The 14,249-nt window shown below is 44.7% G+C and carries 18 protein-coding genes and 1 rRNA gene; 8 read left to right on the top strand and 11 right to left on the bottom strand.

Annotated features, from left to right (window positions below; all coding sequences use genetic code 11):
- Nucleotides 1-14 precede the first annotated feature (14 nt).
- From QUA02_RS25680 to QUA02_RS25665, 4 genes are all read right to left on the bottom strand, one after another.
- The gene (locus QUA02_RS25680) at nucleotides 15-770 is read right to left on the bottom strand and encodes a tRNA(His) guanylyltransferase Thg1 family protein (protein WP_333031926.1); all 756 of its coding nucleotides are present in this window, start codon (nucleotides 768-770) and stop codon (nucleotides 15-17) included.
- A complete protein-coding gene (locus tag QUA02_RS25675; RefSeq protein ID WP_333031925.1) occupies nucleotides 751-1,236 on the bottom strand; it encodes an AAA family ATPase in 486 nt (161 codons plus the stop codon). The genes QUA02_RS25680 and QUA02_RS25675 overlap by 20 nt, the downstream gene beginning before the upstream one ends.
- 6 nt (nucleotides 1,237-1,242) lie before the next feature.
- Nucleotides 1,243-1,716, bottom strand: coding sequence for a TspO/MBR family protein (locus QUA02_RS25670; protein ID WP_333031924.1), 474 nt, complete (start codon nucleotides 1,714-1,716; stop codon nucleotides 1,243-1,245).
- A 233-nt stretch (nucleotides 1,717-1,949) separates the two neighbouring features.
- Nucleotides 1,950-2,531, bottom strand: a complete 582-nt coding sequence (locus tag QUA02_RS25665) for a hypothetical protein (protein ID WP_333031921.1) — start codon at nucleotides 2,529-2,531, stop codon at nucleotides 1,950-1,952.
- Nucleotides 2,532-2,603: 72 nt separating this feature from the next.
- Here QUA02_RS25665 and QUA02_RS25660 point away from each other — a divergent pair, with 72 nt between their 5' ends.
- Together QUA02_RS25660 and QUA02_RS25655 are read left to right on the top strand one after the other, a co-directional pair.
- Nucleotides 2,604-2,756, top strand: a complete 153-nt coding sequence (locus QUA02_RS25660) for a hypothetical protein (RefSeq protein ID WP_333031918.1) — start codon at nucleotides 2,604-2,606, stop codon at nucleotides 2,754-2,756.
- Between the two features lie 102 nt (nucleotides 2,757-2,858).
- Nucleotides 2,859-3,215, top strand: coding sequence for an FmdB family zinc ribbon protein (locus tag QUA02_RS25655; RefSeq protein ID WP_333031917.1), 357 nt, complete (start codon nucleotides 2,859-2,861; stop codon nucleotides 3,213-3,215).
- Nucleotides 3,216-3,378: 163 nt separating this feature from the next.
- Here QUA02_RS25655 and QUA02_RS25650 read toward each other — a convergent pair whose 3' ends face one another.
- Nucleotides 3,379-4,230 (bottom strand): DUF1232 domain-containing protein, encoded by an 852-nt coding sequence (locus tag QUA02_RS25650; RefSeq protein ID WP_333031914.1) that lies wholly within the window; start codon nucleotides 4,228-4,230, stop codon nucleotides 3,379-3,381.
- A gap of 112 nt (nucleotides 4,231-4,342) precedes the next feature.
- On the opposite strand from QUA02_RS25650, the gene QUA02_RS25645 reads away from it, so the two are divergent.
- A complete protein-coding gene (locus QUA02_RS25645; RefSeq protein ID WP_333031912.1) occupies nucleotides 4,343-5,167 on the top strand; it encodes an NAD-dependent epimerase/dehydratase family protein in 825 nt (274 codons plus the stop codon).
- A gap of 101 nt (nucleotides 5,168-5,268) precedes the next feature.
- Here the strand turns inward: QUA02_RS25645 and QUA02_RS25640 are convergent, their stop codons facing one another.
- The 5 genes from QUA02_RS25640 to sufB form a co-directional block, all read right to left on the bottom strand.
- On the bottom strand, nucleotides 5,269-5,697 hold the full coding sequence (locus QUA02_RS25640; RefSeq protein ID WP_333031910.1) for an Imm1 family immunity protein: 429 nt from the start codon (nucleotides 5,695-5,697) through the stop codon (nucleotides 5,269-5,271).
- Nucleotides 5,698-5,831: 134 nt separating this feature from the next.
- The gene (locus QUA02_RS25635; RefSeq protein WP_333031908.1) at nucleotides 5,832-7,094 is read right to left on the bottom strand and encodes a SufS family cysteine desulfurase; all 1,263 of its coding nucleotides are present in this window, start codon (nucleotides 7,092-7,094) and stop codon (nucleotides 5,832-5,834) included.
- Between the two features lie 233 nt (nucleotides 7,095-7,327).
- Nucleotides 7,328-8,713, bottom strand: a complete 1,386-nt coding sequence (gene sufD, locus QUA02_RS25630; protein WP_333031907.1) for a Fe-S cluster assembly protein SufD — start codon at nucleotides 8,711-8,713, stop codon at nucleotides 7,328-7,330.
- Complete coding sequence (gene sufC, locus QUA02_RS25625; RefSeq protein ID WP_333031905.1) at nucleotides 8,710-9,501, bottom strand: Fe-S cluster assembly ATPase SufC; 792 nt, start codon at nucleotides 9,499-9,501, stop codon at nucleotides 8,710-8,712. The genes sufD and sufC overlap by 4 nt, the downstream gene beginning before the upstream one ends.
- A 324-nt stretch (nucleotides 9,502-9,825) precedes the next feature.
- The gene (gene sufB / locus QUA02_RS25620; RefSeq protein WP_333031904.1) at nucleotides 9,826-11,268 is read right to left on the bottom strand and encodes a Fe-S cluster assembly protein SufB; all 1,443 of its coding nucleotides are present in this window, start codon (nucleotides 11,266-11,268) and stop codon (nucleotides 9,826-9,828) included.
- A gap of 188 nt (nucleotides 11,269-11,456) precedes the next feature.
- Here sufB and sufR point away from each other — a divergent pair, with 188 nt between their 5' ends.
- From sufR to QUA02_RS25595, 5 genes are all read left to right on the top strand, one after another.
- Nucleotides 11,457-12,155 (top strand): iron-sulfur cluster biosynthesis transcriptional regulator SufR, encoded by a 699-nt coding sequence (sufR, locus tag QUA02_RS25615; protein WP_333031901.1) that lies wholly within the window; start codon nucleotides 11,457-11,459, stop codon nucleotides 12,153-12,155.
- A gap of 116 nt (nucleotides 12,156-12,271) precedes the next feature.
- Nucleotides 12,272-12,679: an NDH complex assembly factor CRR9 gene (locus tag QUA02_RS25610; RefSeq protein ID WP_333031898.1), complete on the top strand. Its 408-nt coding sequence runs from the start codon at nucleotides 12,272-12,274 to the stop codon at nucleotides 12,677-12,679.
- A 196-nt stretch (nucleotides 12,680-12,875) separates the two neighbouring features.
- Nucleotides 12,876-12,992, top strand: a 5S ribosomal RNA gene (rrf, locus tag QUA02_RS25605).
- A gap of 116 nt (nucleotides 12,993-13,108) precedes the next feature.
- Nucleotides 13,109-13,363 carry a DUF4258 domain-containing protein gene (locus QUA02_RS25600; RefSeq protein ID WP_333031894.1) on the top strand — a complete coding sequence of 85 codons (255 nt, stop codon included), beginning with the start codon at nucleotides 13,109-13,111 and terminating at the stop codon, nucleotides 13,361-13,363.
- An 11-nt stretch (nucleotides 13,364-13,374) separates the two neighbouring features.
- Nucleotides 13,375-13,593, top strand: coding sequence for a DUF2283 domain-containing protein (locus tag QUA02_RS25595; protein WP_333031893.1), 219 nt, complete (start codon nucleotides 13,375-13,377; stop codon nucleotides 13,591-13,593).
- Between the two features lie 94 nt (nucleotides 13,594-13,687).
- Here QUA02_RS25595 and QUA02_RS25590 read toward each other — a convergent pair whose 3' ends face one another.
- Nucleotides 13,688-14,074: a hypothetical protein gene (locus QUA02_RS25590; protein WP_333031891.1), complete on the bottom strand. Its 387-nt coding sequence runs from the start codon at nucleotides 14,072-14,074 to the stop codon at nucleotides 13,688-13,690.
- Nucleotides 14,075-14,249: the final 175 nt, after the last annotated feature.

Raw genomic sequence — 14,249 nt, 5'->3', positions numbered from 1 at the left:
GATATCCTTAATGGTTAATCGCCAACATTTAAAAATTGGTAAATAAATTCTTTGTATTCCTCTTTCACGGGCAGCTCTTCATCGACTTTGAGTCGCCGCCGCACTGCCACAACTTCTTTGCCTTCGATCGGGTTATAACCTGGTTTATCGTATTTTTCCCAATACAATCCCGTTCCCCGGCGCTGCCAAGCCGGCAGTTCGTTAAAGTTAATTCCGTTTTGAAACAGCAATTCGTTTTTGAAAGCCACCGATTGTTTGTCTAATATAACTGCTGCATTTTCACCCGTTTCGCCATTTTTTCGCAGCATCCAATAACTCCAGCCATTCAAAGCGCAGCGCGCTGCATCTGCTTGGCGCCATAGAAAATAATCTACTACTTGCGATTTGTTGGCTGCGGAACAAATGCGGCTGTCAAAATTGACTGCTGTTTGGGCGGCGCGAGTGAAAGTTGCACTGGCAATACTGGCAGAAATAGAGACAATTTTTTCTAAGCTGCGGTCAAATAAATCCCAATCTGGAGGAAACAAAACTGAGATTTCGTCACTTTCGGTATAAGCGTAAAGGCCGTCTAGTTCTGACAGGAGTGCTTTGGCAGTTTCCACCATTAATTCGTGGAATTTTAAGTCGAAAGGCTTATCAAAACTTGAGGAAGTAAATTTGGAAAAACTGCGACCGTCGGCGCGAATTACTGTGTGAGTTCCCGGCAATAAACGCAGGCTGTGAAAATATTCAAGATCGCGCATTTTTTTTTCAAATGTCTGATTGTCCATGAATAACTTCCTCTGCGGGCCAGGTTTTTACTTCAAAGGTAAATTTTTCTGCTATGCGGGCGGAAAACAGCCGTTCAAACCCTTCGGCGTAACTGGGCAATACCATTTTTTTTAGAGTAGCATAAATTGCTATGTCTGGAATTTTAGATTTGCCCGATCGCTTTTGATTTCGAGCTAAACAGTCGCTGACTGTTGATTCAAAGTAGTAACCGATGATTTGGGCATTATAGGTGCGACCGATATCAATCAGCGGTCTGCGATCGAGAACTTCGGGATTGGTGTTGTCAACCGCGACTGAATCACCTGCTTGCAGTGCATTTTCAATTAATTGAATTTGTCGGCGCGATTTATTTCTATTGTTTCGCATTAAATCTTTGCTGACTAAAACGTGCGTGGCAGCTAAATAGTCGCGGAAAAATGTGCTTTTTCCCGATGCTTGCAATCCCATTAAAATGACTAATTCCATGAGAGGCTAAACATCCGCCGCGTTCAAGTGCATCATTGCCCAAGTGGTGTAAGTGCCGATCGGACTCCAAAGTATGTAAGGCAGCAATAACAGGGCGGCAGACTCCGAAACTTGCAAGACGCTTAAAGCTAGCAGCACGCTTAAAATAGCGCCCGTTCCGCCGATAATTGTCCCGACTTTCAGGCTACGCAATTTGCACATAACGGGCGTGTAAGAAATAGTCACTATTTCTAAAAGCAGGTACAAACCCATTCTCAGCCAAGTTTCCTGAGTACCGGGTTCTTTTTCCCAAACAATCACTGCTGACCAAGCTGCACAAATAAAAATTACTGTCCAAATTACGGGAATTGCTTTTTCAATTACTAGCCATCTCGGACGCTGCAAGCGGTTGAACCATTGGATGTCGCTGGGCGCGATTATGTTAGCGGCTAAAGCTACTACAAAGGCGACTCCTCCAATTACCATCCAGGATTTAATCATTTCTCTACCTTTGGCTAGATTTACGGTTTAGATTAAATATACATTTTAGGTAATTCCGACGGAAAATACATCTGCATCCAGTCTTAAATTTATAATTCACAGGTAACTTAGACTTATTGAAAACTGTAAATTTATTGCCTTCACAGTCCTGGACGCAGAACTTAATTATGTAGGGTGCGCACTGCGCACCTTACCGCTATAAGTAGCGCTTAATCTTTCAACGAAATTGGCGGCTAGCCGAGTCGGTGATGCTGTTCTAATTCTAAACTAGAGTCATCATCTTTTTTGGGAACCAGAAGCGTATTTTCGCTGCTCGGTTGCAACACGGCTTTAATCACTTGGAGAAAACGGTTAGGCTTTTTAGTTTGACCGTTGAGACTGCGGCGGTCTTGCACTTTTTGAGAAAGGTGCCGCATTACAGATAAATCGAGTTCATCGATGAAATGGTCTGCGATACGTTCTCCCATTAAATCAATAGCTTCAGCATACTGATCGGTCAGCGTTTCTATGGCATCGTATGCTTCGTCAGCAACTTGACTTGCTACTGTTTTATTTTGGTCGCCTGATGTCTGGGAATGGCTGCGGCGCCGATCTAAAAGACTTTGGTACTCAGCAATGCTCATTCCCAAATTGTAAAGATGGTGGTGAGCGTGATCCATCAAATCTACTTCACTGGGATAGAAGAAACCGCGAGTGCTGTTGATGCCGTGCAGTTTGGCCCAACGCCGCAGATTTGTCTCATCTTGCAGTTGGTATCGCTCCAACATTTGAGCTGTGTTCAGCTCTACTTCTGGCGTAACTTTGAAATCGCTCATCGGTAAATCCTCGCTGGTGAGTAAATAAATAAAATTGAAACTTAGAATCTGTGATTTGGGTGCAGTCTGAAAATGACGATCGATCCTTTGATGGCATTCACGGAAGTCTTGCGGGCATTTGCTAGCCGTCGATCGTGCGATCGTGCGATCGAGTCCGAGGATTTCAGGGTAGCGTACTTTTGGGCTTTGTCTCGATCGCATCCGGGAGCGAGTGCATTGGGTTAATAATATAGCTGATTTAGTGTTTCAACAACCGTTAAAAATAGTAAAGTTTGATTTTTTGCCTTGAATTGTTAGTAATGTTGAGCTATAATAGTCTAAACAACAGTGCAATTAGTAATTTTAGTAGTTGCCAACGAGATTCTTAGTATGCCTGTATACGATTATTTTTGTCCCAAAAACAACCAGCAGTTAGAAGTTTCGCACAGCATGAACCTGGAAGTTTCGACTTGGGGCCAACTGTGCGAGTTGGCTAAGTGCGAACCCGGGGACACTCCCGCAGATGCTCCGGTACGCCGGCTGCTGAGCGCTCCGAGGTTGATGAAGCCGACATCCGACACCGATTATAAAAATTCGGGTTTCAGCAAGTACGTGAAGCGGGATGAAGGGGTTTATGAAAATGTTACGGCTAAGGACGGTGAAAGCCGTATTGTCAATCGAGATGGCAAGCCCCTTAAAGACTGAAGATCCACAATAATCAAGTTTTCAGTTGGGTGAATTACAGATATTGGGTAGGGACATGGCACTGCCGTGTCGTGCCTTTTATCCGATTGAAAAGTGCTATATTATTCAGATCGTATTATGCCGATGCAGAGGGAAACAATACCAGCGACCGGACATAATATTATTAGCCAAACCAATCTTTCATTTTTTGTTTGGCTTGTTCTTTAGTATCAGCATTAATGTATACTGAAACAGTAGCTATTGCCGCCAGCAATACTCCCAAATCGTCTGTAAATCCGATGCCGACTAATATATCGGGAATGGCATCGACAGGAGATATAAAATAGGTTAAAGCTCCAACTACAACTCCTTTTGCCCAAGCAGGCACGTTTGGGTTCTGAGCCGTATAGTAGAGAATCAAAGCTTTTTCAACTACTTCTCTTCCTGCGGTTAAAGCAAAGTTTTTAAGTTTAGTCCAAAAACTTTCATCTGAATAGTTAATTTGGGGGTTGCTGAGGTTTGTTGTGGTTCCTTTTCGGTCGATCGCATCGAGAGGAATGCCCTTAGTTTTAAGCTGGGAAACAGCAGAATTGAAGGATGCTGATGCCTGATTTTTATTAGGGGCTGCCTCCCGTATTTGTTTCATGTCTGCGATGAATTCCTGCATGGCTTGGATTTGCAAGTCGGAAACCGCCAGCAGTTTTTTTGCGGATTGGATCGCCTCGCTTTCTGCGGGATGCAGCGTCTTATTTGCCCCAGCAATGTTAATTAAAAAATACATGACTCCCAAACGCAGCGGTTCTTCTGAGTGGCTGAGTGTTTGCAAACAGTCGCTGAGTGAAGGGGGACTGGCTGTGTAGGATTGGATTTGAGTCTTTGCAGAGTCAGAAAATTTGTCTAAATTTATGGTTTTAAACAACAAATCTAGTTCGTCAATATCAACGGAACCATCGGCGGCTGCGATCGCAAACAAAGAACCATAAAAAGCTAAAAGTTCGCTTTCTGAGGATGTGGCAAAAATATCTCTCTCGGACATGATGGTACTTCGATCGATCGCGACGCTTTGTATTTTATCACAAAACTCAGCGCGCCATGATTTCAGAAATCGGCAATAATTTGAGAGAGGATGACACAATGGAGAATTTTTTATGAAAGTTGCGATCGTCGGCTGCGGCTATGTGGGTACTGCGACAGCTAAAAATTTACGCAGCAAATCTGATTGTACCGTGACGGCGACAACTACGACGGCGAGCCGAGTAGTTGAATTGGAGGGAGTCGCGCAGCGGGTAGCCGTGCTCAAGGGAAATGACAAAGAGGCAATGACGGCTGTATTGCAAGAACAAGATGGTGTTATGCTGTGCGTCGGTGCTCCAAATTCTCAGGCTTATCGGGAGAGTTATTTAGAGACTGCGACAACTTTAGTATCGGTTTTACAGCAGATACCGACAGTAAAGCAGGTTATTTATACGGGTACTTATTCTGTGTATGGCGATCGCCAAGGTGAATTGGTAAATGAAGAATCACCCGTCGCGCCTGCTAATGCAAACAGTGAAATTCTCGCAGAAACAGAACGGGTTTTATTAGCAGCATCTAGTCCCAATCTTCATGTCTGCATTCTCCGTTTGGGAGGAATTTATGGGCCTGGGCGAGAATTAGTTAAAATCTTTGGAGGCGGGGCTGGTAGCACTCGTCCCGGTAGGGGGGAAGATGCTACTAATTGGGTGCATCGAGATGATATTGTTGGGGGGTTAACTTTTGCTTTGGAAAATCGATTGCAGGGAATTTACAATTTAGTCGGGGATGTGTCACTATCCAGTGGTGAATTGCTCGATCGCATTTTTGAAACTCACAATCTGCCTAAAGTTTCTTGGGATGGAAGTCCTAGCGTGCGGCCTTATAATGCGAGGGTGTCGAATCAAAAGATTAAGGCGGCTGGTTATCAGTTTGTTCATCCTGAGATTAGGGAGTTTTAGTTAGTTGGGCGATCGCTCTTTTTCTTTACCGCAGATGCAGGCGGATAGACGCGGATGAACGCGGATGCATGAAAGAGCGATCGGACTTCACTTAGGTTGTGTTAAATCTTATTTGATGACACCGCTAATTCTTTCTCTTCTTCCCAAGACAGTGATATTTGAAGTTGTCCTGATACTGTAAATGTTTGAGCTGCCAACAGTGCCGTCTCTAAATTTACACACATCCGGGCGGAATAATTACCTTCTTGTCCGCCGATAACTAGCTTTTCTATTGCATCTGGTTTTGATGGATCTACTAAATTATGGAAGCTAACGTTATCAAAAGTTACGTTAACAATATATTTGCCGGATTCGCCGCCACCAATGCTCATATAACACTCGTCATCTGCACCCAAGGTAACTAAAGTTTTAGTTTTCCCATTTAACTCGCGGATGGCTTGTTCTATTTGACTCCAAGTAGGACTTTCTATTAAATCACCTTCATCCTGGTTGCCAACCCAATTTTCTGCTGATAGGTTTAACACAAACATTATCGCCTGATTATATTTGGGGTGCGATCGCTCTCTTCTTCATCCGCGTTCATCCGTGTTCATCTGCCTTCATCTGCGGTCAAAAAAAGGGCGATCGCTTCTCAATTTCTACCCGCGCACCATCACCCACCAAATTATCCCATAATCCCAGCAAAAAAGTCGATCGTCTCTTTCAACGCTTTCACAAACACATCAATCTCCTCGCGAGTATTGTAAAAATACAAACTCGCTCTGGCAGTAGATGAAATATTCAAATAGCGGTGCAAAGCTTGCGTGCAGTGATGCCCGGAACGAATCGCGACTCCCTCCTGATCTAACAAGGTAGACAAGTCTTGAGGGTGAATTTCTCCCGCAGTAAATGCCGCCAAAGCTGCCCTACCTTCGCCGTTGCTGTCTGGCTGCGGCCCGTAAATTTTGATTTCGGGAATTTGCCGCAATTGTTGGAACATATAAGCAGTCAATTCTGCTTCGCAAGCGTGAATCTTATCCATGCCAATGTTACTAAGATAATCGATTGCTGCACCGAGGGCGATCGCCTCTCCGATTGCAGGCGTGCCGGCCTCAAATTTGTGCGGCAAATCGGCATAAGTTGAATATTCTAAAAACACGTCAGCAATCATCTCGCCGCCGCCGAAAAACGGAGGCATTTCTCTCAGCAAGTCCAGTTTACCGTACAGAAAACCGATGCCAGTCGGAGCGCACATTTTGTGACCGGAAGCAACCAGCCAATCGCAATCAATTGCTTGCACGTCTACTATCATGTGCGGCACGCTTTGGCAAGCATCTATTAAAACTTTCGCGCCGAAACTGTGGGCAATTTCGCAGATTTCTTTGACTGGACTGATGCAGCCCAAAGTATTAGAAACGTGAACGATTGAAACCAACTTAGTTTTATTAGAAATCAGCGTTTTAAACTGTGCTAAATCAAACTCCTGAGTCTCCGTCAACTCAACAAACTTCAGCACCGCGCCAGTTTTTTGAGCAATCATTTGCCAAGGCACCAGATTGCTGTGGTGTTCCATTACCGACAGGATAATTTCATCTCCGGCTTGCAGATTGCTCAAGCCCCAAGAATAAGCAACCAAATTAATCGCTTCGGTGGCGTTGCGAGTGTAAACAATTTCTTGCCGCGACGCGGCATTTACAAACGCCGCAACTTTGTCTCTCGCACCTTCGTAAGCATCAGTTGCTTTGGCGCTGAGAGTGTGAGCGCCGCGGTGCACGTTTGCATTGTATTGTTCGTAGTAGTCGCGCCAAGCGTTGAGCACAGCTAGGGGTTTTTGAGAAGTAGCTGCATTGTCTAAATAAACTAGCGGTTTGCCGTTGACTTTTTGAGTCAAAATTGGGAAGTCGCCGCGAACTTTTGATGCAAGTGTTTTTTCTTGAATAAGTGTCATAATTTTTGAAGTTAGTATTGTTGTGGAACTCGCTTATAGGGCCTATTCTGAAACCCGGAGATCCCCCCTAACCCCCCTTAATAAGGGGGGGGACAAGAGTATTCTCAAAGTCCCTCTTATCCAGGGAGGGACAAGAGTATTCTCAAAGTCCCCCTTCTTAAGGGGGATTTAGGGGGATCTCCGGCTTTGATTGCAAAGGTAATAAAACACCCCCCAGTCTGTTGCTAATTCCTTTATCCTTGGATAGCCACGCAGGTAGAAAGCATTTTTGCCACACCTACAATTGGCAACTGATTGAGAATTTCTGCTGCAAAAGCATCGATTAGCAAATAGCGGCTTCTTTCTAAATCCAAACCGCGACTTTGCAAGTAGAAAAGTTCATCGTCTTCTAATTGGCTGACAGTTGCACCGTGGGAACATTTAACGTTGTCGGCGACAATTTCCAACTGCGGTTTGGTATCTACGCGAGCTCTCGGCGACAGCAACAAATTTCGGCTCAATTGTCCGGCATCTGTCAATTGTGCGGCTTTGCGAACGAAAACTTTGCCGTTAAATACAGCACGAGCTTTGTTGCCGATAATGCACTTGTGCAATTGGCGGCTTGTACCGTGAGGGTGATTGAAATCGATTAAACTGTGAGTGTCAGATAACTGTTCGCCAAAGGCTACGGTTAAACCGTTTAGAGTTGTTTCAGTGGCTTCGCCACGCTGAAATACTTCTAAATTGTGCCGCGATATTTTGCCTCCCAAACTGATAGCATGACAAGTATAACGGCTATTGCGAGATTGCTCGATCGCACTTTTGCCGATATGAACGACTTCCCCACCTTCCCGCTGAAGCCGAACGTGATTCACAGTCGCGTTTTCGCCGACAACAACATCCGTTACAGCATTAGTAAATGCAGCGACATTACCGATAGTTGCGTAATCCTCAATCAGCGTGATGCTGCTTCCAGGCTCAGCTATGACCAAGCAGTGCGGCTGGGACATCGTGGGAGATGAACCTGGTGCTGTCAGGAACAGCAAGTGAATCGGAAGGTCGATCGACATATTAGCCGGCACGAACACCACCGCAGAATCCGCTAAACCCGCCATATTCAGCGCGGTAAACACCTCAGTTTGCTGCCTGTACTTGCTCAAAACATCGGCGATCCGTCCTTGATATTTTTCGGGTACATTAGATAGATTACCTGCGTAAAAGTCGATCCTCTTCGTTGGCGTAGCCCCCGTAGGGGCGGGCTCCGCTAACGGCAAATCCGGCAAAACCGACGACTCCACCGTTGACAAATCCGGTGCATAAAAACCGTTGACAAATACCAATCTTAATGGTAAATCATCCCGATTTTTCACTGGCATAATGATATCAGCCAGCTTAACTTTTGACTGATTGCTCTGGGGTATATGAAAAGGAATTTGCAACACCGGCGACAAATCAGTAAAGCGCCATTCCTCATCCTTCACCGTCGGAAAACTCGAAGCAAGCACGTATTCCGTCGCCGCATCCCGCAAATCCTGCAACCCGTAAGCCGCACTTTTACTATTAGCAGCCTCCAACTTGCTGCACTGATTCACCAAATCAGCCAAAAACATTTCCCTACTAGCAACTTGCGTATTTATCATCGCGCGCCCACTCCTGCTGCTTCCTCTTCCACAACCCAGTCATAACCGCGCTCTTCCAACTCCAGCGCCAACTCTTTCGGACCAGTCAAGATAATTCTGCCGGCTTCCATCACGTGAATAAAATCAGGAATAATGTAATTCAGCAACCGCTGATAGTGAGTAATCACCAACATCGAATTTTCAGCAGTTGACAACTGATTCACACCGCCGGCAACAATCTTGAGAGCATCGATATCCAAACCCGAATCAGTCTCGTCCAAAATAGCTAATTTCGGTTCCAAAAGCGCCATTTGCAAAATTTCATTCCGCTTTTTCTCGCCACCGGAAAAACCCTCATTAACGCTGCGGCCTAAAAAAGAATCATTCATCTTGACAATATCCAGCTTTTCCTCGATTAAATCTTGGAAATCAAAAGCATCCAATTCTTCCAAGCCGCGATGTTTGCGGTGAGAATTGTAAGCCACGCGCAAGAAATCCAGATTGCTAACGCCCGGAATTTCCAAAGGATATTGGAACGCTAGGAAAACGCCAGCCAAAGAACGTTCTTCCGGCGGTAATTCCAGCAAATTTTGACCTAGAAAAGTAACTTCTCCGCCCGTTACCGTATAAGCAGGATGACCGGCTAATATCTTGGATAAAGTGCTTTTCCCCGAACCGTTCGGGCCCATAATCGCGTGAATTTCACCCGCTTTAATTTCCAGATTCAAACCCTTAAGGATTTGAGTATCTTCCACATTCGCAGTTAAATCGCGGACGGATAGCACCACTTGACTATTTTCAACAATCATCTCTTTTTGTCCTTTGCCTCAATGCACTTTACAGTTTTTTTTCATTTCTAGGCTGTGCCGATTGCTGACAACTTAACGTAAAACCTAGCGTCTCTTTTGTTTGTATCGAAGTTTCGATCCCCCCTAACCCCCCTTAATAAGGGGGGGACAAGAGTGTTTTCAAAGTCCCCATTATTAAGGAAGAATAATAGTGTTCTCAAAGTCCCCCTTCTTAAGGGGGATTTAGGGGGATCTAGACTCGAATAAAAGCGACATTTATTATGGGTTGCAATCTTAAGTTGTCACCAATCGACTCGGCCTGGAAGGGTTTCTCGCTCGCGAAAATTATCCGACACTTCCTTCCAGTTTCAGACTCAACAACTTGTCAGCTTCCGCCGCAAATTCCATCGGCAACTGATTGAAAACATCTTTACAGAAACCGCTAATCATCATAGAAATAGCATTTTCTGCGGAAATTCCCCGCTGTGCGAAGAAGAACAATTGCTCTTCTCCAATCTTAGAAGTAGAAGCTTCGTGTTCCACTTTAGCAGTGTGGTTCTGCACTTGAATATAAGGGAAAGTATTCGCTTGAGCGTTATCCCCAATCAGCATCGAATCGCATTGAGAGTAATTGCGAGAGCCTTTAGCATTAGGCCCCATTTTCACTAAGCCGCGATAGCTGTTGGATGAATTTCCCGCAGAAATTCCCTTAGAAATAATCGTGCTGCGAGTGTTTTTACCGACGTGGATCATTTTGGTGCCGGTGTCAGCTTGCTGTTTGTTATTTGTCAGCGCTACCGAGTAGAATTCGCCCACCGAGTTGTCGCCGACTAACACGCAACTGGGATATTTCCAAGTAATCGCGGAACCGGTTTCTACTTGTGTCCAAGAAATCTTAGAATTTACTCCTTGACACAAACCCCGTTTCGTCACGAAGTTGTAAATGCCGCCTTTGCCGTTGGCGTCGCCAGCGTACCAGTTTTGCACTGTGGAGTATTTGATGTCGGCATTGTCCATTGTTACCAATTCCACGACGGCGGCGTGCAGTTGATTGGTGTCAAACATCGGCGCGGTGCAGCCTTCTAGGTAAGACACAGAACTGTTTTCTTCTGCGACAATTAGGGTGCGCTCGAACTGGCCGGAATCTCCGTTGTTGATGCGGAAATAGGTTGACAGTTCCATCGGGCATTTTACGCCTTTGGGAATGTAAACAAAGGAACCGTCGCTGAATACAGCGGAGTTGAGGGCTGCGAAAAAGTTGTCGCCGACTGGTACGACGCTGCCGAGATATTTTTCTATTAGTTCGGGATAATCTTTGACAGCTTCTGAGATGGAACAGAATATTACGCCGTCTTTGGCTAGCTTTTCTCTAAATGTTGTGGCAATTGAAACGCTGTCGAAAACAGCGTCAACTGCAACATTTCCGAGTCGCCTTTGTTCGGAGAGGGGAATACCGAGTTTCTCGAAGGTTTCTAGCAGTGTCGGGTCAACTTCGTCCAAACTGTTGAGCTTTTTGGGCTTTTGTTTGGGCGCGGAATAGTAGATAATTTGTTGGTAGTCGATCGCGGGATAGTTGACGTGAGGCCAGGTGGGCTCGGTCATTGTCAGCCACTTGCGGTATGCTTTGAGGCGGAATTGCAGCATGAATTCCGGTTCGTTTTTCTTGGCGGAAATCAGGCGGACTACATCTTCGCTCAAGCCGCGGGGGATGGTGTCTGACTCGATGTCGGTGACGAAACCGTATTTGTAGGGCTGGTTGACTAAGGTTTTGACTGTGGTAGAACTCATTATTTTGCGTGTTCAGTGTTCTAGATAATGCTCTCTGGATGGCAGACGGGGCAATGCCTGTCTGGGCTTGAGCGAGTTCTGCTGGACTGCTCGGTTGAGTTAAACAACAAGTTTGTTGCTTTACTATATTTTAAGCTACATTAACAATAGTGATATTGTCAAAGTCAAATTAATAATTTTTTGTGAAGATGATGGAGACTACTCAGCAGACTTCCACGAAACAAGACATCCTGCAATATTTGCTTAAGGGGGATAAAGGGACGGCTCTTGAGTTGGCGGAGTCTTTGGATATCAGCCCGCAGGCGATTCGCCGTCACTTGAAGGATTTGGAAGTGGAGGGGTTGATTCAGTATCAGTCGGTTCAGGCTGGGATGGGGCGGCCGCAGCACATTTATGAGCTTACCAGTTTGGGGCGCGATCGCTTCCCGAACCGTTACGGCGATTTTGCAGTCTCTTTCTTGGATACGTTGGCGGAAACCGTCGGCCGCGAGCAAGTGATTAGTATCCTGCGAAAACAGTGGCAGCGCAAGGCTACGGACTATCGGCGGCTGGTGGGTGCGGGTTCGCTGCAAGAGAGGGTGACTAAGTTGGTGGAACTCCGCAGGGCTGAAGGTTATATGGCTGAGTGTTATCCTGTAGAATCTGTAGAGGTGGGGATGTGCGATCGCGCTGGTTTGGGCGATCGATTTGTGTTGATGGAACACAACTGCGCGATTTCTAATGTTGCTGAAACTTTTCCGAGTGTGTGCGGCAATGAGTTGGAAATGTTTGCAGCGGTTTTGCCGGACTGTACTGTGGAGCGGACTCACTGGATTATTAATGGGGAACACCGCTGCGGTTATTTGATTGCAAGAAGGAAGGAAGAAGTTCGGCAACGGATTTTGTAACGGATTTAACGGATGTCACGGATGAAAGTTCGGCAACGGATGAGTGTAACGGATGTCACGGATGTCAGGGATTACCAATTACCGATTACCGATTAGCAATTACCAATTTTTAATATATGGAACCGCTAGCAGATTTTTTAAAGCCGGAAGAGTGTGCGGAAGTTGATATGGCGCTGCTGTCGTCGAAGGAAAAGTTTTCGGCGCGGGTGGCAATTTATGCTTTGAGGGTGCTCAAGCAAATTGCTGGGGAGACTGGTTTGCCGGTGGCTGAGGTGACTAATGGGCAGGTGATGGATTGGATTAAGAATGATGAGAGTATTAAAGGGTCGATCGAACTTGATGCTAGTTTTGAAAACTTTTTTACGAATTTGGTAATTGCGTCTTTGCGGCCTTTGAGGCAAATTGCGACAGAAGCTGAAAGTGCGATCGAACAATTAACAGTTAAGCAGGTTGTGGCGTGGTTTGTGAAGGATGGGAAGATTCGCAGAGAGCAGGGTGTCGATGCGGCTTTTTTGGACTTGTGAGTTAAAGGTCGATCGGCAACACTGGCAAATAATACGTCAAACTCGGCGATTGGGGGCTGTTTCGGGCGATCGAAAAAAAGTTTTGACAAAGGGGTTGACAGACAAAGGAAAACTTGATAAGGTAATTAAGTCGAGCGAAAGAGATGCAGCGCATCAAACTTAACGCAGACACAGGATTTAAAGTTTTCAAAGCTTTCCTGGTGCTTATGATGTAATGGAACCACTCCGATCCATCCCGAACTCGGTTGTTAAACGTTGCTATGGCGAAGATACTCGGCGGGTCACTGCCCGGTAAAATAGCTCAGTGCCAGGTTAATAATAAATTAAAGCTCTTTTCCCGCAACAACGGAAAAGGGCTTTAGTTTTTGGGGGAGTTGTTAGTCATTGTGAATCAGCAATTTAAACTTTTAATTTATTGAGCCATAAAAAGTGAAACCTATTAGATTAACTAATCATGCTCAGGAACAGGCGATTGAAAGAGGTACAAATGAAGCAGAAATTATTGATACCATTATTACAGGTAATCGACAACCTGCTAAAAATGGTAGGTACAAATATCAAGCTACTTTTCAGTATAATAATGAGTGGCAGGATAAGTTCTACTCTCTCAAGAAAGTAGTACCGGTTGTTGCTGAGACTGATACTGAGTTAGTCGTTATCACAGTATATACTTTTTATTTTTGAGGTGAAAATTTATGAAGATTAGTTATGATTCCGAAATTGATGCTCTCTACATTAGACTTGTAGAAGGTAATCATCAGTGTCGCACTTTACAGTTAACTGACGAAATTGCTTTAAATATTGGGGAAAATGAGTTATTGGTAGGGATAGAAGTTTTAGATGCTAAACAGGTTTTAGGTAGTGGAAATGTACCTAATGTAGTGCTAGAAAATATAGCTTTTACCGTAGCTTAAATAGGGAAAGCGATCGCCCTTAATTTTAGCAGTCAATAGTGGGCGATCGCCTTCCGCCTTCCTCATAGCCAGAATCGCGGGCAAAAGTTGCTGCCTAAACTGTGCTATATTTTTGGCTAATTTGTCGAAGCAATTTAGTGAAATTGTCCTTGTCTGATTCATTTTGAAACCTATCTACTACCTCTTTTAACCTAGACAAGTCATTGGTATAGTTCTCCTCAGATAGCTGTGACACTAATTGCGACGAGAAAAATTTTCCTAAATCAGGTTCATTAGATAAGACGTCTACAACATCTTTCAACTTAGACAAGTTCTGACTGTACTTCTCGTCTGATAAAATAGCTACTGCATTTTTTAATTGTGGCAACTTGTTTTTATACTTCTCATTAGAAACCAGATCCGATAAGTTTTTGTCACTCCCCACTATAGTTACTAACTCTTGCAACTTAGATAAATTGGTAGAGTATTTCTCGTCTGACAAAATATCTACTACCGTTTTCAACTTAGGAATGAAAATTTAATAACTTGAGCGTCTGCTAAATAGTCGGAACTGCACGATAATTCCATTTGGGTAGGTACTCATCAAAAATAATTTTCATTGTTTCTTTAAATCCCTTAGCTACTTTTCGACCAGTTTCATAAATTTTATCGCTCAC

Origin of the sequence: Microcoleus pseudofavosus SVA1_A4 (assembly GCF_036700565.1) — a bacterium.
In the GTDB taxonomy this organism is placed as follows: Bacteria; Cyanobacteriota; Cyanobacteriia; order Cyanobacteriales; family Microcoleaceae; genus Microcoleus.
This window is presented reverse-complemented; position numbering and strand designations above follow the sequence as displayed.

Bases quoted from the DNA above. Each gene is read 5' to 3' on its own strand.
- sufB (WP_333031904.1), bottom strand. From the start codon at position 11,268: ATGAGTTCTACCACAGTCAAAACCTTAGTCAACCAGCCCTACAAATAC.
- QUA02_RS25640 (WP_333031910.1), bottom strand. From the start codon at position 5,697: ATGTTTGTGTTAAACCTATCAGCAGAAAATTGGGTTGGCAACCAGGAT.
- QUA02_RS25645 (WP_333031912.1), top strand. From the start codon at position 4,343: ATGAAAGTTGCGATCGTCGGCTGCGGCTATGTGGGTACTGCGACAGCT.
- QUA02_RS25660 (WP_333031918.1), top strand. From the start codon at position 2,604: ATGACGATCGATCCTTTGATGGCATTCACGGAAGTCTTGCGGGCATTT.
- QUA02_RS25675 (WP_333031925.1), bottom strand. From the start codon at position 1,236: ATGGAATTAGTCATTTTAATGGGATTGCAAGCATCGGGAAAAAGCACA.
- QUA02_RS25635 (WP_333031908.1), bottom strand. From the start codon at position 7,094: ATGACACTTATTCAAGAAAAAACACTTGCATCAAAAGTTCGCGGCGAC.
- QUA02_RS25610 (WP_333031898.1), top strand. From the start codon at position 12,272: ATGGAACCGCTAGCAGATTTTTTAAAGCCGGAAGAGTGTGCGGAAGTT.
- sufR (WP_333031901.1), top strand. From the start codon at position 11,457: ATGATGGAGACTACTCAGCAGACTTCCACGAAACAAGACATCCTGCAA.
- QUA02_RS25650 (WP_333031914.1), bottom strand. From the start codon at position 4,230: ATGTCCGAGAGAGATATTTTTGCCACATCCTCAGAAAGCGAACTTTTA.
- QUA02_RS25665 (WP_333031921.1), bottom strand. From the start codon at position 2,531: ATGAGCGATTTCAAAGTTACGCCAGAAGTAGAGCTGAACACAGCTCAA.
- QUA02_RS25595 (WP_333031893.1), top strand. From the start codon at position 13,375: ATGAAGATTAGTTATGATTCCGAAATTGATGCTCTCTACATTAGACTT.
- QUA02_RS25680 (WP_333031926.1), bottom strand. From the start codon at position 770: ATGGACAATCAGACATTTGAAAAAAAAATGCGCGATCTTGAATATTTT.
- sufC (WP_333031905.1), bottom strand. From the start codon at position 9,501: ATGATTGTTGAAAATAGTCAAGTGGTGCTATCCGTCCGCGATTTAACT.
- sufD (WP_333031907.1), bottom strand. From the start codon at position 8,713: ATGATAAATACGCAAGTTGCTAGTAGGGAAATGTTTTTGGCTGATTTG.
- QUA02_RS25670 (WP_333031924.1), bottom strand. From the start codon at position 1,716: ATGATTAAATCCTGGATGGTAATTGGAGGAGTCGCCTTTGTAGTAGCT.